The organism is Cytobacillus citreus (assembly GCF_018343665.1).
Lineage (GTDB): Bacteria > Bacillota > Bacilli > Bacillales > Cytobacillaceae > Cytobacillus > Cytobacillus citreus.
This window is the reverse complement of the sequence record NZ_JAGYPM010000001.1, coordinates 939,276-962,285: the sequence shown is the minus strand read 5'-3', so window position 1 is coordinate 962,285 and position 23,010 is coordinate 939,276. Positions and strand designations below refer to the sequence as shown.

Below are 23,010 nucleotides of genomic sequence, written 5' to 3'. Positions count from 1 at the left end.
AAAATAGAAACAACCAGGGGAAATTCACCTAGGAAATGAGGGAAAACATTGAATCAAAATCATGAAGAAGTTGGCATAAAAACTCCTGAATATGTATCACTTCAATTTCAGCTTGCTGGACTAGGGAGCCGATCGGCTGCTTTTATTATTGACCAGCTAATATTAATGATTGTAAACATTTTAATCATCGTCCTTCTTATTTTCATTATAGTTGATCAGCCAGACTATATGCTTTGGGCTAATATGAATTCTGTCTCGCTTGCAATTGCCATTATTTTATTATTTATTCTTAATTGGGGTTACTTCTTTGCTTTTGAATATTTTTCAGGAGGAAGAACAATTGGAAAGAAAGTAATCGGAATAAGAGTAATTCAGGATAACGGACACAGCATTACACTGTTATCAAGCTTTATCCGAAATTTCCTGCGTATCATTGATTCTTTGCCCGTTTATTATTTCCTTGGCCTAATCATGATCTTTTTCCATTCAAAGCATAAGAGAATTGGAGATCTTGTCGCAGGGACGATCGTTGTTCATGAAAGAAAGACGAAAAAGAATAAGCAAACAGCCATAGAAAAGGAAATCGAAAAACGCGGACTTACGAAAGATGACATTGATTTTGATGAGTGGGCTCTGAAATCTTTTGATACAAAGGAATGGAACCTTGTAAAAACCTATTCCAACCGATTTATGCAATTACCTTATGATGAAAGAAATCAATTAACAATAAATGTTGCTAAAATTGTGCTGCCGAAAACAGGAATAGAAATGTCAGGTAAAAATTATCAAAATTTAGAAGATATTCTTCTAATTCTTTATTTAAAATTAAAGGATGAATGGGAATATGAATTGTAAAGAAAAAAGGCTAAAGAACGAAAATCTCGTTCTTTAGCCTTTTTTAATTTTTGATGGATTATTAATTTTATATAAAACGGGAACATCTACGATAAATTCTTCCTCTACATCTTTACCTTTAGGTAATTTCTTTTTTACAATCTTTCCGTCGAATTCTAGTCCATCACCTGGTGTAAGCTCGAATTTCTTCAATGTTTTGGAGTGAGAGCACCATGCGAGACCCACTTCAATTGGTTCATCCTGCTGTATTATCACTTTTTCCAAAACTATTACTTCATCATTTTCTTCATTAAAATTATTCCAACTTAAAGCAAATTGCTTTACTATTGCAGAAAAATGTACTTTTTCTTCTGGAAGTGTTAATTGTCCCGGCTTTTCTTTCTTTTCCTTCTTCTTTACTGGTTCATTTGACTTTTCTTCTTTAGAAGATTTCATTGGCTGATCGCTATTTTGATCAGATGGGATCGAGGTATCAGCAGCATCAGTAAATATGCCCTTTCCGAAGCTAGATGCCTGCATTTCTTTTAGGTAAGCTGGATGAATGCAGCTTAAGTTCCCATCTTGAAATTCAATAATAATTGTATTAAATACCTCATTTTTACCGTAAACCTCATAACCTCTAATTGTTACTAAGTATTGGAGATTTTTTTCCTTATAGAGAAATTGTTTTTTAGAAGATAATCCCCATTCTTTTAGTTTTTCTGCATAATGGGATTCATCAACAAAAATTTCATAATCCCCCTTAGGTGGAAGATAAGAAATACTACATAATTTTGGAGAAACGGAAGCCATTTTACTTCATCCTTTCTTAGTTATTCATGCCATTCAGATTTAGAATAGCAATAACCTGCGATTAATCATTTATTATCTCAGTTTTTTAAGTGCAAGTTAAACGATATACTATAATATAATTAGTATAACTTACTAAAACCTTTAAAGGGAGTCCTGTGAATGAAGACATATACGAGCAGAAAGGAAATACCGGAATTTGAGAAATGGAATTTAGCAGATATATACCCTGATATTAGTAATTGGGAAGAGGATTATCAGCTGATTGAAGGACTGGCTAAGGATTTAAAAGGATTTGACGGGAAAATTCATGACGGTCATGCATTATATAAATTTCTAAAACAAAAAGAAAATTTATCTTATATGTACAATAAAGTTTATGCTTTTGCAATGCTGATGGTTGATGAGGATACAAGGGTAACAAAATCACAAGCATTAATGGATCGAGCAAAGCAGCTAAGTGTGAAGGTTAGTGCTTCTACTGCCTTTTTCATGCCATATTTACTAAGTTTAGATGAGGAAACATTGAAGGAATACATAGGAGCAATAGAAGGACTAGAATATTTTGCAGAGGATTTATGGAAGTCATTCAGGTACAAAAAGCATGTATTAAGCAAGGAGCAAGAAGAAGTTTTATCAAATTTAGGTGAGGCGCTATCTGCTCCAAGTCATACATTTGGAATGATCAATAATGCTGATATCAAATTCGGTGAAGTAACTGGTGAAAATGGTGAAAAAATAGAACTTTCAAGAGGAATGTATTCTAAATTAATTGAGGATGAAGATCGTGAAAAGCGGAGGGAGGCTTATAAAGCATATTATAAACCATATATACAATTAAAAAACTCCATTGCTTCAACACTTTCAGCCACAATTAAAAATAACGTAACGATGGCAAAGCTTCGTCATTATCCATCTGCATTAGAAAAAGCATTATTTGGAGACCAGGTTCCTAAAGAAGTCTATGAAAATCTTATACTTACGACAAAAAAGAATATAGCTTCAATGCATCAATACACGCAAATTCGTAAGAAAATGCTCCGTTTAGATGAATTAAGGCAATATGATTTAAGTGTACCACTTGTAAAAGGTATAAAGCCCGTGATAACGTATGAAGAAGCCTACGGAACAATGGTCGAGGCATTAGCACCGCTTGGTGAAGAGTATATAAAGATTCTAAAAGAATTTAAAGATGCACGATTTATTGATGTCAGGGAAACACCTGGAAAGCGATCAGGGGCCTACAATCTAGGGGTGTACGGTGTTCATCCGTTCATCCTCTTAAACCATCAAGACGATTTAGATAGTTTATTCACTCTTGTTCATGAATGCGGTCATGGTGTTCATAGCAAATTGAGTGCTCAGCATCAGCCGCAAATTACTGCCAGATATAGCATTTTTGTTGCGGAGGTTGCATCAACCGTTAATGAAGTCCTTTTAATTAACTATTTATTAAATAATGAAACAGATCCTGAAATACGTAAGTATCTACTGAATCATTTCATTGATCAATTTAAGGGAACCTTCTATACACAAGTAATGTTTGCCGAGTTTGAGAAATTAACACATGAAATGGCGGAAAAAGGACAGCCATTAAATGTCGATGTGTTTAATCAAACATACGAAGCACTTTTTAGGGAATACAACGGTGAAGAAATTATTTTCGATGACGAATTGAAATATGGCTGGTCGAGGATTCCTCACTTTTATCGTCCTTTTTATGTCTACAAATATGCAACAGGATTTGCTTCAGCCATTCATCTTGCAACGAAAATCCTTGAAGGGGATCAAGATACTCTAAATTCTTATTTAGAGTTTTTAAAAAGCGGAAGTTCAGATTATCCACTTGAATTATTGAAAAAAACAGGTGTAGATTTAACAACTTCTCTTCCGATTGAAAATTCTATTAAACGCTTTGCTGAGCTAGTTGAAGAATTTTCGAATCTTTAAAAAAGCACTTGAATCCTGAAAAATGAGAGGCAGCACCCTCTATACATCAGAGAGTACTGCCTTATTCGATTAATTGACTTTCTAAATTGGAGATGATACTCAACTTCTTAATCATGTGAAAGACAAAACTGCTTGATCATTTTATTTAACTCATAAGCAGCTTTTGTCGGGATTTGATGTTTAGTATTTGTGAATTTTAATTCATTATTTGGTAATTTCTCATTGAGCAGTTTTGCGTACTGATGAAATGATTTATCCTTCATACCATAAACTAATAAAATTGGATGATCAATGTTATTAAGCTGATCGTTACAATCATACAGCAAACTGTATCGATAATACTGTTCGATATTCCGCAAATCACTTAGTCGGGCATCGGCAACCATCTTTTTAAAAAGTTCTATTTTATTTGCATTTCCAAAAGATATAGCCCAAGTCAAAACCTTCTTAGCTCCTGCATTTGCCAGTTTAACTCCTAAAGAAATCTTTTTCCTCAAACTATCATCATTTACATAAGACATGCCACTGATAATAATACCGCCTAAAGCACTATCTGGAAAAGTAAGTAAGAATTCCAGTACAATTGATCCTCCAGTGGAGTATCCGCATATGTATGCTTTCTTAATTTCCAAATGATCCAATAACTGTTTAATATCTTCAACAACTAACTTATACGTTATCGGTCTCTTTGAATATTGACTTTTTCCATGACCGCGAATATCAAAAGTAATGACTTGAAAATGCTGTGATAAATCCTCCATTTGATAAAGAAAATTTATAGAAGTAAGTAAAGGAGGATGAATGAAAACGATTGGTGTTCCTTTTCCTTGCACATTATAGTATAAGCTGCTACCATTTACGTTTAATAAGGGCATGTTTTAACCACCTTTAATTATAAAGTCTAAAAAACAAACTGATTTCTTTATTATTACAATTAGATGCAAGTCAAAACAAGATTGTAATTTTCTCAATGACTATATTTTACGCAGTTTTTACTTAATTATTTTCGATAGTTAATAAATTTAGAATCTAAAATCAGAAAGAAGCAAATGAATATTACGTAATAAAAGGGGGTACTTCTTCCGGTTCTTCTGGAATTACCTCAAAGCCAGTAATCTGAACAATGTCACCATACGTATCATTCACATACTCGATTAGCTTTGAATCTATTACTAACTTTTTCTCTTCATTCGTCAAATTTTCCTTATCTATTACCTTCTCGACTTGATTATCCGTTTTTGCGCTACAAACGACTAACCCTAATGAAAGAAAAATACAGACGAAAAACCATTTCTTTATGTTCATATCCTCCCTCATCGTACTCTATTTTCTACTAAACTAGTACCTATTCCTTTCCGGGGTCACCGCATGCCTGCAAAATAAGACAGATTTACCCCATCGATGTTTAAGATGATAGGAACCAACACCTTGTACCTAATTCGAAGGTCCGTACGAAATTCCTCATCGACCAATAGGTCCTTTTTATGTGCCCAGTAAAGACTTATACTTTATTTTAAATATTTTGAAAGGAGGTTAAAAAATGAGAAGGGCAAGCGGAATAGTTGGTTTTGTACTTGTTTTAATGCTTACGGTAGGAGTATCACCTAACCAGGCTTTTGCCGTGTGTGATGGACACGGTTTTGTTAATGAGAACACTTCAGCTTATGATTGGCCTGGGGGACAGTTCATTGATGTGTATCTGCCTGGAGAAGACACGTTCGTACATGGGAAGATGTTAGATGATGGATGGACATATAGGTGGAATGGGGGTGGGTTTATTCAAAATAAAGATTTCTGGTATTTTGAGTGCAGTTATTAACTTGTCCTAAGACGATGTCTCTGCATCGATATGAAAGTTCTCTAACCGTACTATTTTTTAGTATCGGTAGGGGACCCAATTAAAGTAATAAACTTTTATTCTGATAACCGCATTTCTACTTGAACATAATCATTAATATACGTCAGCTTTGCCTCAAGAAAATCACCAGTTAATTTCTTCTTATTCGGTTCATATTCCCTTAGACAATGTGTCTATTTATTATGCTTCTAAAATGCAATCAAACACTTGATTTTAGTCTTAGCGAGCAAAATCCGCGTTTTATCGGCGATACCTGAAAATATAATGAGAGGGGCTTGTCACATTGAGAAAATATTACTGGGTTCTGACTGCCTTAGTCGTGACTTTGTTTATGACAACAACTACAAATGCTTCTGCTGCTGTTTCTGACAGTATTGAGTACAAAAATCTAATGTATTCAAAAGCCTTTTTGCATGACAGTAGCCTGGGCCCTACTAAATTAGTAACCAATTGTCGAAATACTAGTGGTTGGCTTCAAAATGTTTATTTAGAAAGGTCTGTTGCTGGGGGCTGGAAAGTAGAAAAATCATCGTCGATCAATTGTGGCTGGTGGTCATATCAACATGATGAAATAAAATGGTTAACTGACAATACTGGGAATTATCTGCCTAAGGGAACATACAGATTTGTATTTCAAAATCAATCCGGAACAAATTCTACGACCTATATGAATTATACAATCTACTAAAGTTTCTCTAAAAAGGAGGAATATTCGTGAGAAAATTTCCTGTATTATCGATGATTGCCGTTGCATTGTTATTTGCTATAACACCGAATGCATACGCTGAATACCCTGTTAATGGATACGTCGAATACAAGTATCAAACATGGTCAAAACAATTCCTTCACGATAGTTCTTTTGGTTATTCCACCTTGCGTACGTCTTGCGATAATAAAACCGACTCTACTCAAGTCGTTACCTTGGAATACAATGATAACGGCACTTGGAGACCGATGAGAACTAGTAAATTTTCATGTATTCTTTGGAAAACTGATGTGATCCGTTGGCTTCATGATTCTAACGGAAATATATTGCCGACAGGGTATTACAGATTTCATTTTACAAATAATTATGGTTGGGGTAATTCTACAACCTATTCATGGTATGAAGTTTATTAATTAATCGCTCACCAAAATAATACCCCAATAAAGAGATAAGTCGGGTTTTTATGTAGGAAAGCTCTTAACGTTGTAATACGCATTTTCCTAACGGTACACCTCATTAAACACAAATAGGAGAGAAATTCAGTTTTCATGAACGCTTGATCGGCTCAAGTGAATAGAAAGAAGTGATACATCAGCTGGCAAACTTTCAAAATACTATTTTGAAAGTTTGCTTTTTCGTTATAAATTCACAAGATCAATTTTTTTCTATGATTACTCGTGATAAACTTGTATTTAAAACTACTAAATAAAAGAGAGGCTCACAATGATAAAAGCTATTTTTTTCGATTTAGATGATACACTTCTTTGGGATCAAAAAAGCGTAAAGGAAGCCTTCATAGCTACTTGTAAATTAGCAGAAGATCGCTATAGATTAGACCCTTACCAGTTTGAAGAAGCCGTTCGGGAAGAAGCAAGAAATCTATACTCTTCCTATGAAACTTATCCATTTACACAGATGATAGGGATCAATCCTTTTGAAGGGTTATGGGGGAATTTTTTAGATGATCAAGATGAATTTAGAAAAATGAAAGAAATCGTTCCTGCATATAGAAGAGACGCATGGGCTTTAGCCCTAAAAAAATTAGGTGTGGAGGACCCAGACTTTGGGCATGAATTAGCAGAGCAGTTCCCTCAAGAGCGCCGAAAAAACCAATTTGTGTATGAAGAAACATTTCAAGTTTTAGATACTTTAAAAAAGAACTATAAACTCCTATTATTAACAAATGGTTCACCTGATTTACAAAATACAAAATTAACGATCACACCAGAAATTGCCCCATATTTTGACCATATTGTCATTTCCGGCGATTTTGGAAGAGGGAAGCCTGACCCATCTATTTTTGAACATGCTTTATCTCTTATGTCCATGAAGAAAGAGGAAGTGATTATGGTAGGAGATAACTTGATGACAGATATTCTTGGTGCTAATAAAGCTGGAATTAAATCAGTGTGGATTAATCGTCAAAATAATGAAAGAAACGATGTCATTCCCACATATGAGATTCAGCATTTAGAGGAGCTTTATCAAATATTAAAATAACTATATAGAAAAGCATTAACTAAATTAATTTAAGTATGATTTTAAAATAATTAATGAATAAGGTGTTAACGATGAAAACCTTTATTGTCATTGGCGCTGGTATATTAGGTGCATCATCTGCTTTCCATCTTGCTAAAACAGGAGCGAAGGTGTATTTGATCGATCGAAATGAACCCGGCCAAGCTACTGATGCAGCTGCTGGCATTATTTGTCCATGGCTTACACAACGTCGGAATCAAGCATGGTACAAACTTGCTAAAGAAGGGGCAAAATATTATTCGACTTTGATTCAGTTATTAGAAGAAGATGGAGAAATGAATTCGGGTTACAAAAAAGTTGGGGCCATAAGTATTCATACAGATGAAATGAAATTAGATAAAATGGAGGAACGTGCATACAAACGTAAGGAAGATGCACCTGAATTGGGTGAAATTTCTCGTATATCATCATCTTCAGCAAAAGAACTTTTTCCTCCATTGGCAGATAATTATTCTGCCGTTCATATTAGTGGGGCAGCTCGTGTTAATGGTAGAGCTTTGCGACAATCTCTTGTTAATGCTGCTCGGAAGAATGGGGCTGTCATTATACAGGGAAATGCACAATTAATTTATAATGCTGGGAAAGTGATTGGAGCAAAAGTAGAGGAGGAGTCTTTCTTTGCAGATCAAGTAATTGTCACCGCAGGCGCTTGGGCACATGAATTATTAAAACCGCTTGGGGTAAACTTCCTCGTATCATCCCAAAGAGGTCAAATTGTACATCTTCGTTTGAATGATTATGATACGAGCAATTGGCCAGTCATTATACCACCTAATAATCAATACATTCTGGCATTAGAAGATGGCAGTATTGTGATAGGGACCACACATGAAGATGATAAAGGATTTGACCGTATTGTAACAGTTGGTGGGTTACATGAAATATTCGATAAAGCTTTATCTATTGCACCTGATCTATATGATTGTGAAGTAGTTGAGACAAGAGTAGGATTTCGACCATTCACACCCGGATTCCTACCTGTGATTGGTCCATTGCCTGGCTTTGAAGGAGTATTAATTGCGAATGGCCTAGGTGCATCTGGGTTAACCATTGGACCTTATTTAGGATTAGAATTAGCAAAGCTCGCTCTTGGAAAGTCTGTTGATATTGATCTTTCTCTCTACGATGTTGGTGGAGCGATAGAATTACTGAAGTAATCCTGTTGGTTTAAAAGAAAGGAGATTGGTTCTGCTCCAACTCCTTTCTAAGACAAATATTATTAATATGGCTTGTCCAACAATTATTTATTACTAATTCTCATTTACTTTCTCAATTGCCTGAATATACTTTTTATGCCATTTTTCCATTCGGACTCTCTAGAATGAAAGGCAATTCCATCGAGAAGCGCTTTAATAACTTCTAAGCATACATGCCATCCTGCAAGATCTTTAGAAGTATAATTAGTCATTTTATATATTTTTTCTGTTAAGATTAGCCGACAGCCCTCTGACTCTGGATACAATTCGAAGCGGACACTGTCTTCTCCCCACGTAATCTGTATTACGGAAAACATTTTGAGTTCAGTAATTTCCAACTCCTCAAATGTACCATCCTGCATGTCAAACTTAATGATTCCACCCTCACGGAGTTCTTCAACACTAAGTTCTGAAAACCATTTTGATAGCATCTTATTATCTGTCAGCATAGACCATACTTTTTCAACAGAATGATGAAGCTGGCGTTCAAAATGGGCGAGATAAATACGATCCGTTTTTTTATTTCTGCTAACATCATATTCCTCCTCCATATAGATCTTAAAAATATTTGATAAACTTAAATAGTAGTGGATTAAAACCAGGGCGGTTTCTTGTATTACAGAAAAAAATCCTGAATTTGATATTTCATTGGGTTATCAAGTGCAGAATGAATGTTAAAATAAAAAAGAATCAAGGTCATGAAATAATTGCCTTCAAAATGGGCCTCACTAGTAAAGCAAAAATGACCTAAATAAATATAACTGAACCTATCTACGGATATATTTTTATATGAATATTCCAGTTAAAGGTAAAATATCAATAGACGAACTCATCCATCCGAAAGTGGAGGCAGAAATTTCCTTTATTCTTAGTGAGGAACTTGAAGGTCCAGATATAACTGGAGAACAAGTGATGGAAAAAACAGAATGGATTTTACCTGCATTAGAAATTATCGATAGTCGGTATCAGAATTTTAAATTCAAGATCCCTGACGTCATTGCAGATAGCACCTCCGCATCTAGAGTGGTTTTGGGAAACTGATCTTAACTGGCGGAATAACATAGGCTATTTTGTTAAACAAATGCGATATCGTTACTTCAAATTTTGAAAATAGGTGAAATTTCATTTCGAATAAGTTAATTAAAAAGAGTAGCAATATCTAGGAAAAATTAACCTTAACACCTATGTATGAACACTCTCTAAATTGGAGTAGTATTATATATAGCAATGAGGAGGGAATATCAACTTGAAACAAGTAGCCGTTGCTATAATCCACGGTATGGGAAATCAAAAGGAAAATTATGCTGAAAAGATGGCAGCTATCCTTCAGCAAATGATTAATGACAAAGCACATTTTTTGTTGAAGGATTCTTGTAATCCAATAGTTATTGAACCCGTCTATTGGGCAAAAGTCTTTGAGGACCGAGAAAATGACTTATACAAGCGTTTAGTAGTAGATAATAACCTTCGATACAAATGGCTTCGAAGATTTATCATTCATTATTTGGCAGACGTGATTGGTTATCAACCAGTAGAAACAACTAATCATAATTATCATCTTGTCCATAGGAAAGTGGCAGATTCTCTAGAAAGACTTGCCAAAAAAGCCGGTCCTGATGCACCATTATGCGTGATTTCCCATAGTCTTGGTACAGTGATTGCCAGCAATTTTTTCTACGATTTGCAGATGAATCAAAAGAATGTTGAGTTTTCCCTTGATGATTTATCACCTCTAGAGAAAGGAGACTCTTTGGCACTATTTTATTCAATGGGTACGACAATACCGCTATGGAGCCTCCGCTATGATAAATTTGATAGACCTATTCATATTCCATCCCGCAAAATAGAAGAATACTACCCAGGACTAAAAGGAGAATGGATTAATTTTTATGACCGGGATGATCTTTTGGGTTATCCATTAAAGGGTGTAAGTCCTGAGTATGAAAGAGCAGTGACCGAGGATAGAAAAATTAATGCGGGGGGCATACTTGTAAACTGGAATCCATTCTCACACTCCGCATATTTAACAGAAAAAGATGTGCTCAAGCCAATTGCAGATGGCTTGTTTCGGGTATGGAAGCACATAAACAATATTAAGTAATAGAAACCTATTACGGTAGAAGTAAATAAATCCTATTTATTATTTGTTCTATCTATCACTTTTACGCCTCTAAAATATACTTGTTTTAGCTTTTCAATTTCAGTAATTTCTAAACCTGGAATACCGTCAGAGATTAGAAAGTTAGCATCCATACCTTTATCTAATCTTCCAATGCAATCTTCTTTTCCTAATACTTTTGCTGGGTTTGCTGTGATTAAAGCTAAAATATCATTTTCATCATATTGATTCTTTTTTAAGAGCTTCATGGCTGGTTGAGCAATTAACATTAACACATCGGGACCCTTTAATTTATCGTCTTGAAACGGAAGCCATGAAGCTCCTTTGTACGGAGGCAGATAGGAGTCTGTCGAAATAGATACAGAAATATCATTTTCAACTAACTTTAATATTTCTTCAGGAGAATTTGGCTCTAAATGAGTTCCTCCTAATGGCGTGACAACAATTTTTGTATGTTGTTTAGCTGCCTTTTTAATTAATTCATAAGAAATACCATGTGCATGGTGTAAGATGTCTACTTTTGCTTCTAGAGCCATTTTAATTCCATTTTCACCAGCAACGTGAGCACCTATTTGTTTTCCTAATTGATGATAAATTTCTACTATTTGTTTTAATTCTTCTAACGTATAGATGATTTCACCTGCTCTAGGCACTTCTTTTTTTGTAAAGTTTGCTGGTGTAGCATTGATAAATATATTTTCGCCTGGATAATCACTTGATTGAGCGATCTTATGCACTAAAACAGGATCAATTAAATCGTTTTTATTGACCTTCCTTGACTTTGTAATTGAAGTGAAATGGGCTAAATGTTCAAAACCGATGGATATGCTTATAGCTGCAAATGAAATATCTAAAGGCAAATCAGTAACTGCATGACGATAATCCGTTATGGAAAAATTGCAGAGAGGATGCCCGCATATTTGTTCTCCAAGGGCTGTGATTCCAGCTGATAAAGCCTGAAAAAGGATTGCTTTACCGCCTAATAGGTGAGTTTCTGGAGTAACGGGATAAAGTGAAGATGGTGCGAATTCAAGTAAATGCGTATGACAATCGATAAGAGAAGGTGTAATGACGGAATCAGAACAATCAATTAATGGTATATTAGGATATCGTTTACTCAGTATCGCCCAATCCCCAATTTCTGTGATTTTTCCTTTTTCAATTATCATTGCGCCATTTTCTATTGAACCCATCCTACTTACAGTAACGATTTTCTTTCCTAGAATCATATAAATACTACTCATTATTTATCCCACCAAAAATGGAGTTAAAAAGTAACCTAAAACACAAGCGGTAATAAATCGAAGAATCATTCCTACAATCGCAGCTTCTAATACTTCTTTTTCATTAAGCTCTGATGTTTCAGCCCATGTAACTGGTATTTGACCAAAAATGACAGATATTAGAAGATCAGAATTGGCTAAAACAAAGATCCAACAATTAAACGCGGGTCGATTGTGCTAGTTAGTTCAGCAAGCTGAGCAACAGCTAAGGTCGGAGATGCAAGTATTGATACAATCCCCTAGCTGGTTCAATACTTAAAAATGTGAGAACGGAAGCTAAAGTGGATTCTAAAATACCGAGTGAAGTAACTGATCCTTTCTTTTTTAAGCATTACTTTTGCGTGATTTCCTAAGAGAAATATTTAACAAAACTTAATGTTCTGTTAAAAGAGATAGAGAAACCTCTTGTTCATTCTTAGGTTCATCAAGAGGGAAAATTCTTGCTGTTTCATTATTTGCATCTACTTTTTGAATATAAATTGGAACTCCATTATATGTTACATTAGCCATTACTGGTGAAGCAGCAATCGCTTGTGCACGTTGTGTATTCATTTAAATGACCTCCTAGATTTAATTACAGTTATAATGTTTACTTCAAATTCCTTAAATATTCTTTGTCCGAGTGTGATGTAAGCTTAAAAAAGATATGTAAAATAAGGCAACTGCCCCAATGGACGTTGCCTTTCGTGTTGGATATTTTTCGCTTAAATTTGGCGTAGCTCCTAATTAATATGCCCCACTCTGCTGTTCACTTCAAGCAGGAAAAGACACCCCCATTGAACGCAAAGCTTCCTTTGCTTGCTTTAGGTACGCTTCTGATTGTCCTTGCCATTGGATAATTACTTTAATAAATGGTTTATAGTCAGGACTTGCATTCTCTTCCATTATATTTAAGCCTGCTCGAACTTTCTTATCGCGAGCTTCAGCATTTAAAATACAGGCAATCAATGTTGCTATAATTGTTTGCTGTTGTTCACTGTTAATTAGTCTACGAGACGACCCAGCTGCAGATACACGGTGGTAGGAAGCAGGAACTAAATGGCTATGCATTTCATCGAGACCCTTTAAATTCTTTGTTTGGGGAATATGATAAAGTTCACTGCTCATAGAACATACTATTTCTTCTGCACTTAAACTTTGATGTAATAAGTTCATAATATGTTCCCAGTTTTTTACTCTGCCATCATAATGTTGAAACATTAAACCATCACCCTTATAAGAAAATTGAACTCTTATCATTGTTATGATTAATATTCCAATAGGTGTATTTTATTTAGACGATTGTACCGGAAAAATGAATGAACTTGTTTTATGATGATTCAGCTTCAAAAAAGTATCGTTATCAAAAGTTTACACCAAATCAAAGCATTACCAGCATTATCATTCATCTTTAAGAACATATTAGAAATGGAGAGCGGCCAATTTTGCTTTTCAAAACTCTTAAGAGGAAGTGTATTAAAATGAATAAATGGATAACAATGCTATTAAGTACACGGATATTACAAAACATATTTGGCAGAAGACGAAATAATCGAGGAATGATTTTGGCATCTTTGTTAGGGTTAGGAGTTGGTGCAGCAGCATTTGGATTAAGCAGGAATCGTAATAAAAATATGATGAATCCACTGCAAAATATAATGAATAATTTGCAAACTCCATTTAATCGCCAAGTCCCAAACGCTGCATTAACAGAGTTTGCAAAAGAAATAACACCTAATAAAGACACCTTAACCAACAAATAAATTTCTAATAATATTAAAATGCCCACTTAATGTGGGCATTTTAATACATAAAAATATTAACGTGCAAAGTAATTTACAAAACGGTTCGTTTTTTCAAAAATAATGCTCGTTAATGTGCCAATAAAGGCACTTCCAATAATATCAGAAGGATAATGATGCCCTACCCATACACGTGAGAAGCCAGTCACAATAGATAAAATCCACATAATTGATCCGATGAAACGTTGATAAAGAAAAATAGAAGTAGAGACAGCAAAAACAAGCAGGGTATGTTTGCTTGGAAATGATGAATCCATTTTTGAGGGAATAAGAATGCCAACCCTTCGCTTTACAAATGGTCTTGATTTAAAATAGAACAGTTTAATCAATATGTTTATTAACATAGTTATCCCCGCGGAAATTACCGCATTTCGAGACATTATTTTATTAGCGTCATTTCTGAACCACATAAAAATCAGAACAAAAATGAACACATAGCGAATTCTGTTAGATATCAAAATCATTAGTATATCAATTGGTGAACAACGCCCAGATAGCTGATTGATTTCCTTAAATATCTTGTAGTCCATAAAAAGTATCTCCTTAAATAATTGATACTGATAAATTTCCCACCTTCTAAAAAAATATGTAAGCTTAATCTCGGGATCTCTGTTTTTCATTCTTTAAAGAAATAGCTCGTTGAGAAAAATTTAATGTTTCTCAACGAGCGGCAGTTATGATTGTATGGGGTGTTTTTGCACATCTCCCGAAAAAGGGGAGCTTAATTTTTAGGATAATCGGGAAATAGTGTGGAAATTCACAAAAAAAGATTTTAATTTCGTCACAGGTCATTTCTCAGGCATGATTTTTCTAGCTGTGCTTTTTACGTGCAAAACTTCCGTTAGTCCTATAAGAGCCGCCCTCTTATTCCTGCATTAACAAAAATAGATATTGTTAACTATTGTAGCCAGACTAAGTTATTTGAAATAATAGAAAAAAGTTAAGAAAGGAGTGAGAGAAATGCAAAAATGGCGGAATACATGTTTAATTCTAGGAATCTACTTTTTATCCGTTTTCTTTAGTCCTACAGTCTTTGCTGCTGAAGAATTAAGTATTACAAAAACAGCTCAAAAATACCTTGGGTTTCCTTACATTATAAATGGTCAAGAGCCCAATCAAGGATTTAGCACAGGGGGATTAACTAAATATGTCTTTAAAGAAGTGAAGAATGTAGATTTACCAATGTCTCCTAGAGAACAATTTAATCTTGGGAAAGCTATCGACAGGAAAGATCTCCTGCCTGGTGACCTTATTTTTTTTTCAGGAATGAATACGAGTGAGGTCACAAGTGTGGGAATATACAATGGAAATGATGAAGTCATCATCAGTACTGTGTCAAAAGGAGTCATAATAACTAAACTAACTGAAGGGTCTTATTACGCTGATAGGTATATTAGCGCCAAACGAATTGAAACTGATAACCTTTATCAAGTCGAACATCCTTTGTTAGTAGAAGCCATGAAGTATGTTGGAACCAACTACTCAAGTAATGGAAAAACGCCTGATGAAGGCTTTAATCCGGCAGGATTCGTTCAATTCATTTTTGAAAAATCCTTGAATCTCAATCTTCCTGAAAATTCCAGTGGACAATGGAGCATAGGAACGAACATATCTAAAGAAGATCTTCAGCCTGGTGACGTTCTATTCTTTAAAAATAAGGATACAGGAGAAATCACCACAACGGCTTTTTATGTAGGAAATGGAAATATGATTTACAGTTCTGTTTCAGAGGGTGTCACAACGATCAATTTTGAACAATCTTCTTATTGGAATGATCGTTATTATGGAGCAAAGCGAATAACAGAGGTTCCCGATATTGATCGAAAGGACCCTCTAATCAATGAGGCTTTGAAATATATAGGAGTACCTTATCTTGAAGGTGGTAAAACACCCAAAGGATTTGATTGTTCTGGATTCACAAAATATGTATATGAAAAAGCGATGGGGATTCACTTGTCTGAAGCACCAGAACAGCAATGGCTGCTAGGAACCCCTGTTGAAAAAAAGGATATAGAAATAGGGGATCTAGTTTTCTTTAAGGATACCCACCGACCAGGCATTTCCCATGTTGGAATATATGCTGGAAACAATCAAATGATACATGCTTCAAGAACACAAACAGCGAAAGTTGAAACCATTTATTTGTCTAATAATTATTATACGGAAAAATTCGCTGGTATCAGACGTGTGAAAAACCTTAAAATTCCTGAGAATATTCCGGTTATTAAAAAGGCTACAGACCTTCTAGACGTTCCTTACCTATCAGGTGGTACAACACCGGAAGGATTTGATACTGGAGGTTTTATCCAGTATGTCTACCGACAAATTGGTATAGAGCTACCTCGTTACGGAAAAGACATGCTTCAAAAAGGAACAGAAGTGAAAGAGGGGGATTTACAGCCGGGAGACCTAGTGTTCTTTGAGTCCAACAGCATCATCCCCGCCATCTATATTGGAAATGAACAAATTGCAGTGGTTTCAAGAAGCGAAGGGGTTCGAATTGTTAATTATAAAGTGAGTTCTTATTGGGGACCCATTTACCATAGTGCAAGACGCATTTTATGAATTGTTGACTAAATACTAATAGGTAAAGCCTGTCTCTAAAGAAGGGCTTTTGTGTTGTGTACCTATAGGGGTAGCAACAGCGTAACTGATTGATCGAAGTCAGGGATTTTTAGTGACCTCTGAGCTTCCTGATTAGGACAAAACAGGGCTGACAAAACCAAGCAGGTGTTAAAGGTTCAATTGTTGTTTTCAGAAAATATTTTTTTCGTTAATTTGTTGACAACAACATTCCTTAATTTTATATTCCTTTTAAGGAATGTTCAACAACTGGAAAGTCAATCATAACCATCTGGGAGGATGCGCAATGAGCCAACCACTGTGAAAGCCGTGTTTTGTTAAGGAGAACCGGATCGGGAGGGGGCGGAGGAAATGAAGACGACCACTTTGAGTGCGCTTGCCGAATCTAACCGATTACAGATTGTCGAACTCTTGCGGAACGGGCCCCTTACGGTGGGGGAAATCACCGAACGACTGAGGCTACGCCAACCGCAAGTTTCGAAACATCTTCGTATACTTAGTGATGCCGGCATTGTCGAAGTGCATGCGTTCGCCAATCGGAGGATCTACCAGCTGCGGCGGCAGGCGTTCCAAGAACTGGACGCTTGGCTGGACTCTTTCCGCCGCATCTGGGAGGAGAAACTCGACCGCTTGGACGATTATTTGCAGGAACTACAAAGCAAGGAGGGGTGCCGCGAAGATCAGCAGTAATTTTTTTTCCCCTTCTGAAGGGGTGGCGAAAGTTCTAATGTCATTTTGATGATCTTACCTTGTTTTATGGCAATCATGCCACAAAATAAAAAAGCCAAAAATGGCTCAGGAGGAAAAATAACCATGACAAAAAATATTTCATCCCCAATGACGCATCGTATTGAAGGAGAAGGAAGAACTCTTGTTCTAGAGCGCGTCTTTAACGCTCCTCACTCCCTTGTATTTCAAGCTTTCTCTCAGGAAGAGCATCTGAAGCGCTGGTTTTCGCCAAAGGGTTGGTCGCTCCCCGTGTCCAACTTCGACTTTCGTCCAGGTGGAAAATGGCATTACTGCATGAAGTGTACCGATGAAAGCCAGGAATATTACGGGAATGAATCATGGGGAATCACCACCTATGAGGAGATTGTGGAGCCGGAACGCATTGTTTACGTTGACTCGTTCTCCGACCCGGAGGGCAATATCGTGGAAGGACTTCCCACGACGAAAGTTACGATGACGTTTATTGAGCAGGAAGGGAAAACGAAGTTGATCAGCAGTGCCGAATATGTGTCAGCTGAAGCACTCAAACAAGTAATGGACATGGGAATGCTTCAGGGCGTGGCCCAAACCTGGGACAAACTGGCCAGCCTGTTGGAGGAGCTTCAAACCAAGTGATTCTATGCTGGAAGCAAAAAAAGCCGCGTTGTCGGTTTTTTTTGCGTGATTTTAGTCGCGTGGGAAAACTTTTCGTTACCCCTCTTCACTAATAAAAGGTTCAATTATCCTTTTGTCATGCGAAGATAACACGATATTGGTTGAGGGTGTGCCGTATGCCATTAAGTTTATATTTAGTCCTTACACCTGGCATTTTTACTTTGTTTGGTCTCACTATTATTTCTTACTTGATTAGTTTTCTATTTATGCGATTAGAAAAGAAGAAACGATTATTAAACAACAATTCAGCGGGGGTCTCTTTCCCAGTCATGCTTTTAACTTTTCAACTTTCGCCAATATTTCAAAGTCTTCGCAACTCTCTCGTTTCGCTATCCATATATATCAAAAGTGAAGGTTCAAATCAACCATATAATCCGATCTGGGAAACCTGCTTTTTGGACAGAAATACGGTGAAACGTAAAAACTTGTCCCGATGCAAAAAACCAAACCCGTTAGTTTTCCGCTGCCTGGTTTATTTTCATCAAGCCACCTTTTGTTGGTGGGACCCCATTAAGAACTATTTCTCATTTAATTCATATTATACACATAAGAATTATAAACTTTAAAACAAAAGGTGATAATGATGGGCAGAGAATTCCTTGAGTTATTTGAGAAATGGGCAGATTCCTATGATGAAACAGTAGCAGGAACTGATATTGAATATCGTGAAGTTTTTAAAGGGTATCAATTAATACTTGATCATGTTGCAGAACATTCATACGGTCATGTTTTAGAATTTGGATCAGGAACTGGAAACTTAACAGAAAAACTTGTTAGAAAGGGGCTTAAGGTTACAGCTATTGAACCTTCACATGCCATGAGAGAGATTTCACTTGAAAAATTAAAAGGGAAAGCTAACATTCTAGATGGGGACTTTTTATCTTTTCCAGTTATAAGCCCGATAGATACAATAGTAAGTACTTATGCGTTTCACCATTTAACAGATGTGGAGAAAGCAAAAGCGATTGCTAAATATGCAAAATTATTAAAGACGGGTGGAAAAATTATCTTTGCAGATACGATGTATCCTTCAATTGCTGAGTATGAAAAGGCGATAGAGGATGCAAAGTCAGCAAATTTCCTTGCATTGGCTAAGGATTTGCAATCGGAATATTACCCCACAATTCCTTTTTTACAAAAGATAACTGAAGAGAATGGTTTTTTAGTCACTTTTCAGCGTTGTAATGATTTTGTGTGGATAATGGATTCTGTGAAATCATAAATTGGATTTCAATCTTTAACTATTACCTCTCTTTTTGTTTTTACCTTAGTTGCTAGCATTAAAGCTGGTATGTTAAACTCTTTGTACCATACAATTGGTACAAAGGGTTTATTACATAAAGGACTCAACATAAATGATCATTAATAAAAACATGTTAGCAAATGAGTTGGAAGATTAGTGAACAACAGGAGGATAAATCATGATACAAGTCAAAACAGAAAAAGAATATAGTGAATTAATCAGTCAAGATGAAGTAACAGTTGGTGTTTTTACGACAACTTGGTGCCCAGATTGCAAACGTTTAGATATGTTCATTGATGAAATTATCGCAGAGCATAAAGACAAACAATGGTTTATGATTGACCGTGATGAATTCCCGGAAATTTCTGAGAAACATAATGTAATGGGAATTCCATCTTTATTAGTATTTAAAAAAGGGGAAAAGATTGCTCATTTGCATAGTGCGAACGCCAAAACGGCAGATGCAGTAAGTGAATTCTTAAACAACTTATAAAATATGTTCTGTTGTGCTGCAGGTTGCATTTTCAGACCGTTGAGAAATTTCTTCTCAACGGTCTTTTTCTGTTGACGAACAAGTTGCTAATTAAAGGTAAAATACTAGCACTTGTACAAATAGTCAAATAAAGATCAAAAGAGGGGGTTCTTATTTGGCTAATATTCAAATAGTAGAGCTTGAGAATGAAATGCTAGAAGGAATGGGAAGCTATTGTCTTCGGAGTAGAAAAAAGTCGAATGGGTACATAAACAAAAATAAATGATTAAACGATAGATTTGAAGAAGGATTAAAATATGTAAAATTGATTGAAAATAAAAGACAAGTGGGGTTTATTGAGTACACCTCAGCTGAATGTTCTTTTAGAGCAGTTCACGCTGACGATTATTTAGTAATCCATTGTTTATGGGTCAGTGATATCGGAAAAGGATACGGGACTAAACTTATAAATAAATGTCTTCAAGATGCTAGCACTCAATCAAAAAAAGGTGTAGTCGTAGTGCCAAATTCTGAAACTTCTTGGGCACCAAGCAAGGACATCTTTCTTAAAAAAATTTTATAGAAAATAATGTGGCAAATGCAAATTAGATAGTGGAGGCAGAAAAAAGGAAGCAGTCATTTCATTTTATGAAAACTACAATGAAGATTATTTTTGCGAATATATTTGAAATTGGTCATTTACCAAATTCAGAAATTGATGAAATAAAACTATTTGATAAACTCCCTAAAAATCTTACATATTCTGAAGTTCAACCCCAACTATTCGAAAAGACAATGGCATTCTTAAGTCATCGAGAGCAAATTCGGATAATCCAGAAGTGATAGGAAAGGGTAAAGAAAATAAATTTTCATAAAAAAAAGCGGAAAATCCTTATTTATTAAAGAATTTTCCGCTTTTTCCTTTACTATCTTTTAAACACAATATGATTATTATTTTGTATAGTTATCAAAATAGCCTTGTATAAAAACGATCGGGGTTCCTTTATCGCCACTTCCTGATGTTAGATCAGATAGGGATCCAATTAGGTCTGTAAGTCGTCTAGGGGTAGTCCCTTGGGATTCCATCGAACCTACAAGATCTGAATCTTTATTAGCAATATATTGTGAAATAGCTTGTTTCAATTCTTCCCCTCTTAAATCTGCAAAGTTATTATCGGCTAGATATTTTAGTTTTATTTCATTCGGTGTTCCGTCAAGACCTGCCGTGTATGCTGGTGATACAACAGGATCAGCAAGCTCCCATATTTTTCCGACTGGATCTTTGAATGCTCCATCTCCATAGACCATAACTTCAACATTTTTTCCAGTTTTTTCATTAAGCATTTGTTGAATTTGGTCTACAATTGGTTGACAATTACGCGGGAAAAGTTTAATGCTCTCATCTGTCGCTTTATTTGAACCGAGAAGACCATATTCCTCATTATACCCACTTCCAGAAATTGGATCTACTAAAATATTATCAAGGCTATAAATTTTTTCTCCACCATTTGCTTTTAAGATTCGCTTCGTTCTAAATCGTGTATGGATGTCGCATGTAAGAACACTTTTTGTATAATTTAAAATAGTTTTTGCATTGTTAGAGAAGATGACTTCACATTCAACACCGAATTCTTCCACTAGCGATTTATAGTAATCAATGTAATCGACACCCGTAAAGGTATGCTTATTATATCCGAAATGCTCACGGAATTCTTTTTCAGTTAATACGTCTGTCCAAGGATTAATGCCCTTTTCATCAAGTCTGTCAATGTCAACTAAGTGGTTCCCAACTTCGTCAGAAGGATAGCTAAGCATTAAAACAATTTTTTTCGCACCTTTTGCAATACCACGAAGACAAATTGAAAAACGATTACGGCTTAAGATTGGGAAAATGACACCGATCGTATCGTCTCCAAATTTAGAACGCACATCTTCAGCAATATGATCAATCGTTGCATAATTTCCTTGAGCGCGAGCGACGATCGATTCTGTTATAGTAACAATGTCTCGATCATTTATAGTAAATCCTTCAGCTTCCGACGCTTTTAAAACACTATCTACAACAATCTGTTCGATGCTATCGCCTTGATTGATAATGGGACAACGAAGACCTCTAACAACAGTTCCAACTACTCTATCCAATATAACCGCTCCTAAAATTCATTTTTAAATACTACCTACTTGAAATATACACCAGTTTATTGGTATAAGTAAAATTAATATATCTAATGATAGGTATAAGGAGTGGTTATATATGGTAAGTAAATTAGACTTATATAAAGTATTTTGCATCGTCGGTAAAGCTAATAGTTTTTCAAAGGCAGCAAAGAAGCTTCACATGACACAGCCTGCTGTTAGTCAAGCTATAATGCAATTAGAAAGAGAATTAGATACACATCTATTTAAGCGAACGCCAAGAGGAGTATCTTTTACAGATGAAGGCAGTCTCCTCTTTGAATACGTTCATTCGGCCATTAGTCTAATTGATGCAGGGGAAGAAAAGATTTTAGAATTTAAGAATTTAACAACTGGAGAATTAAACATTGGTGTAGGCGATACGATTTCTAAGTATTTTTTACTTCCTTATTTAGAAGATTTCCGGAATAAATATCCCAATATTAAGATTAAGGTTTTAAACGGCACAACATTAGAGCTTTGTTCCTTCTTAAAATCAGGAGAAGTTGACCTTGCCATTTGTAATTTACCGATTGACGATTCTTCAATAGTCCAAAGACCCTGCTTAGACATCGAAGATACGTTTGTTTATGGGGAGAAGTATAAGAAGCCGTTTTCTAAACCAGTTAGCCTACATGAATTAGTAAAATTTCCATTAATTTTTCTTGAGCAAAAATCAAATTCACGGAAATATGTAGATGAGCAATTATCCTTGCTAGGAATAAAAATTTCTCCAGAATTTGAATTAGGCTCGCATAACTTATTACTGGAGTTTGCAAAAATAAACTTAGGAGTTGCATGTGTGACAAAAGAATTTTCGCTTGAGTACTTAAATGAAGGAGTACTCCGTGAAGTACAACTCATAGAAAAAATTCCAAAGAGGAGTATAGGGATTTGCTATATGAAAAGTGTACCTCTATCGCACACATCAACAAAATTTGTAGAAATCATCGAAAATAATATTTAAATTATTTATCATAATAAGGTCAAATAAAATCATGAGTTAAAACATTAAGAATATTTATTGACTCTCCACTAAGGGGAGACATTATATTGTTGATTATATGTGTTTTTCAAT

At 35.4% G+C, this 23,010-nt stretch carries 25 protein-coding genes and 1 pseudogene; 16 read left to right on the top strand and 10 right to left on the bottom strand.

Annotation, left to right across the window (positions count from 1 at the left end; all coding sequences use genetic code 11):
- Positions 1–48 precede the first annotated feature (48 nt).
- On the top strand, positions 49–855 hold the full coding sequence (locus tag KHA94_RS04755; protein WP_213100951.1) for an RDD family protein: 807 nt from the start codon (positions 49–51) through the stop codon (positions 853–855).
- Positions 856–888: 33 nt separating this feature from the next.
- On the opposite strand, the gene KHA94_RS04750 is transcribed toward KHA94_RS04755, so the two are convergent.
- Entirely contained in the window at positions 889–1,647 is a 759-nt protein-coding gene (locus KHA94_RS04750) for a hypothetical protein (RefSeq protein ID WP_213100950.1), read from the bottom strand.
- Positions 1,648–1,806: 159 nt separating this feature from the next.
- Between KHA94_RS04750 and pepF the strand changes: the two genes are divergently transcribed.
- Positions 1,807–3,594 (top strand): oligoendopeptidase F, encoded by a 1,788-nt coding sequence (gene pepF, locus KHA94_RS04745; protein WP_213100949.1) that lies wholly within the window; start codon positions 1,807–1,809, stop codon positions 3,592–3,594.
- A gap of 107 nt (positions 3,595–3,701) precedes the next feature.
- Here pepF and KHA94_RS04740 read toward each other — a convergent pair whose 3' ends face one another.
- Positions 3,702–4,469: an alpha/beta fold hydrolase gene (locus KHA94_RS04740; protein WP_213100948.1), complete on the bottom strand. Its 768-nt coding sequence runs from the start codon at positions 4,467–4,469 to the stop codon at positions 3,702–3,704.
- Between the two features lie 181 nt (positions 4,470–4,650).
- Positions 4,651–4,899, bottom strand: coding sequence for a hypothetical protein (locus KHA94_RS04735; RefSeq protein ID WP_213100947.1), 249 nt, complete (start codon positions 4,897–4,899; stop codon positions 4,651–4,653).
- A gap of 235 nt (positions 4,900–5,134) precedes the next feature.
- Here KHA94_RS04735 and KHA94_RS04730 point away from each other — a divergent pair, with 235 nt between their 5' ends.
- The 5 genes from KHA94_RS04730 (at position 5,135) to KHA94_RS04710 (ending at position 8,854) form a co-directional block, all read left to right on the top strand.
- Positions 5,135–5,413 (top strand): hypothetical protein, encoded by a 279-nt coding sequence (locus KHA94_RS04730; RefSeq protein WP_213100946.1) that lies wholly within the window; start codon positions 5,135–5,137, stop codon positions 5,411–5,413.
- A gap of 370 nt (positions 5,414–5,783) precedes the next feature.
- A complete protein-coding gene (locus KHA94_RS04725) occupies positions 5,784–6,140 on the top strand; it encodes a hypothetical protein (protein ID WP_213100945.1) in 357 nt (118 codons plus the stop codon).
- Positions 6,141–6,166: 26 nt separating this feature from the next.
- Entirely contained in the window at positions 6,167–6,571 is a 405-nt protein-coding gene (locus KHA94_RS04720) for a hypothetical protein (RefSeq protein WP_213100944.1), read from the top strand.
- Positions 6,572–6,881: 310 nt separating this feature from the next.
- Positions 6,882–7,658, top strand: coding sequence for an HAD family hydrolase (locus tag KHA94_RS04715; RefSeq protein ID WP_213100943.1), 777 nt, complete (start codon positions 6,882–6,884; stop codon positions 7,656–7,658).
- Positions 7,659–7,729: 71 nt separating this feature from the next.
- Positions 7,730–8,854, top strand: coding sequence for an NAD(P)/FAD-dependent oxidoreductase (locus tag KHA94_RS04710; RefSeq protein WP_213100942.1), 1,125 nt, complete (start codon positions 7,730–7,732; stop codon positions 8,852–8,854).
- Positions 8,855–8,958: 104 nt separating this feature from the next.
- Here the strand turns inward: KHA94_RS04710 and KHA94_RS04705 are convergent, their stop codons facing one another.
- Complete coding sequence (locus KHA94_RS04705; protein ID WP_213100941.1) at positions 8,959–9,444, bottom strand: SRPBCC domain-containing protein; 486 nt, start codon at positions 9,442–9,444, stop codon at positions 8,959–8,961.
- A 238-nt stretch (positions 9,445–9,682) separates the two neighbouring features.
- Between KHA94_RS04705 and KHA94_RS04700 the strand changes: the two genes are divergently transcribed.
- Positions 9,683–9,934, top strand: a complete 252-nt coding sequence (locus KHA94_RS04700) for a hypothetical protein (RefSeq protein WP_213100940.1) — start codon at positions 9,683–9,685, stop codon at positions 9,932–9,934.
- Between the two features lie 205 nt (positions 9,935–10,139).
- Entirely contained in the window at positions 10,140–10,994 is an 855-nt protein-coding gene (locus KHA94_RS04695) for a chemotaxis protein (protein WP_249365301.1), read from the top strand.
- A gap of 32 nt (positions 10,995–11,026) precedes the next feature.
- Here KHA94_RS04695 and KHA94_RS04690 read toward each other — a convergent pair whose 3' ends face one another.
- The 3 genes from KHA94_RS04690 to KHA94_RS04680 all read right to left on the bottom strand — a co-directional run bounded on the left by KHA94_RS04690 (position 11,027) and on the right by KHA94_RS04680 (position 13,495).
- On the bottom strand, positions 11,027–12,256 hold the full coding sequence (locus tag KHA94_RS04690; protein ID WP_213100939.1) for an amidohydrolase family protein: 1,230 nt from the start codon (positions 12,254–12,256) through the stop codon (positions 11,027–11,029).
- A 411-nt stretch (positions 12,257–12,667) separates the two neighbouring features.
- Positions 12,668–12,847, bottom strand: a complete 180-nt coding sequence (locus KHA94_RS04685) for a small acid-soluble spore protein H (protein WP_213100938.1) — start codon at positions 12,845–12,847, stop codon at positions 12,668–12,670.
- Between the two features lie 201 nt (positions 12,848–13,048).
- A complete protein-coding gene (locus KHA94_RS04680; protein WP_213100937.1) occupies positions 13,049–13,495 on the bottom strand; it encodes a hypothetical protein in 447 nt (148 codons plus the stop codon).
- Between the two features lie 260 nt (positions 13,496–13,755).
- Here KHA94_RS04680 and KHA94_RS04675 point away from each other — a divergent pair, with 260 nt between their 5' ends.
- The gene (locus KHA94_RS04675; protein WP_213100936.1) at positions 13,756–14,037 is read left to right on the top strand and encodes a hypothetical protein; all 282 of its coding nucleotides are present in this window, start codon (positions 13,756–13,758) and stop codon (positions 14,035–14,037) included.
- 56 nt (positions 14,038–14,093) lie between these two features.
- Here the strand turns inward: KHA94_RS04675 and KHA94_RS04670 are convergent, their stop codons facing one another.
- A complete protein-coding gene (locus KHA94_RS04670; RefSeq protein ID WP_213100935.1) occupies positions 14,094–14,606 on the bottom strand; it encodes an undecaprenyl-diphosphatase in 513 nt (170 codons plus the stop codon).
- 430 nt (positions 14,607–15,036) lie between these two features.
- Between KHA94_RS04670 and KHA94_RS04665 the strand changes: the two genes are divergently transcribed.
- The 3 genes from KHA94_RS04665 to KHA94_RS04655 all read left to right on the top strand — a co-directional run bounded on the left by KHA94_RS04665 (position 15,037) and on the right by KHA94_RS04655 (position 18,003).
- Positions 15,037–16,641 carry a C40 family peptidase gene (locus tag KHA94_RS04665; protein WP_213100934.1) on the top strand — a complete coding sequence of 535 codons (1,605 nt, stop codon included), beginning with the start codon at positions 15,037–15,039 and terminating at the stop codon, positions 16,639–16,641.
- 369 nt (positions 16,642–17,010) lie between these two features.
- Positions 17,011–17,349 carry an ArsR/SmtB family transcription factor gene (locus tag KHA94_RS04660; protein WP_213100933.1) on the top strand — a complete coding sequence of 113 codons (339 nt, stop codon included), beginning with the start codon at positions 17,011–17,013 and terminating at the stop codon, positions 17,347–17,349.
- A gap of 123 nt (positions 17,350–17,472) precedes the next feature.
- A complete protein-coding gene (locus tag KHA94_RS04655) occupies positions 17,473–18,003 on the top strand; it encodes an SRPBCC family protein (protein ID WP_213100932.1) in 531 nt (176 codons plus the stop codon).
- A gap of 75 nt (positions 18,004–18,078) precedes the next feature.
- On the opposite strand, the pseudogene KHA94_RS04650 reads toward KHA94_RS04655, so the two are convergent.
- A pseudogene (locus tag KHA94_RS04650) lies at positions 18,079–18,165 on the bottom strand (AsnC family transcriptional regulator); the annotation flags it as partial.
- A gap of 460 nt (positions 18,166–18,625) precedes the next feature.
- Here KHA94_RS04650 and KHA94_RS04645 point away from each other — a divergent pair.
- Both KHA94_RS04645 and KHA94_RS04640 read left to right on the top strand, forming a co-directional pair.
- Positions 18,626–19,264 carry a class I SAM-dependent methyltransferase gene (locus KHA94_RS04645; protein ID WP_213101298.1) on the top strand — a complete coding sequence of 213 codons (639 nt, stop codon included), beginning with the start codon at positions 18,626–18,628 and terminating at the stop codon, positions 19,262–19,264.
- Positions 19,265–19,463: 199 nt separating this feature from the next.
- Positions 19,464–19,778, top strand: coding sequence for a thioredoxin family protein (locus KHA94_RS04640; protein ID WP_213100931.1), 315 nt, complete (start codon positions 19,464–19,466; stop codon positions 19,776–19,778).
- Positions 19,779–20,708: 930 nt separating this feature from the next.
- Here KHA94_RS04640 and KHA94_RS04630 read toward each other — a convergent pair.
- Complete coding sequence (locus tag KHA94_RS04630) at positions 20,709–21,899, bottom strand: coenzyme F420-0:L-glutamate ligase (RefSeq protein ID WP_213100930.1); 1,191 nt, start codon at positions 21,897–21,899, stop codon at positions 20,709–20,711.
- Between the two features lie 112 nt (positions 21,900–22,011).
- Between KHA94_RS04630 and KHA94_RS04625 the strand changes: the two genes are divergently transcribed.
- Positions 22,012–22,899 carry a LysR family transcriptional regulator gene (locus tag KHA94_RS04625; protein WP_213100929.1) on the top strand — a complete coding sequence of 296 codons (888 nt, stop codon included), beginning with the start codon at positions 22,012–22,014 and terminating at the stop codon, positions 22,897–22,899.
- Positions 22,900–23,010: the final 111 nt, after the last annotated feature.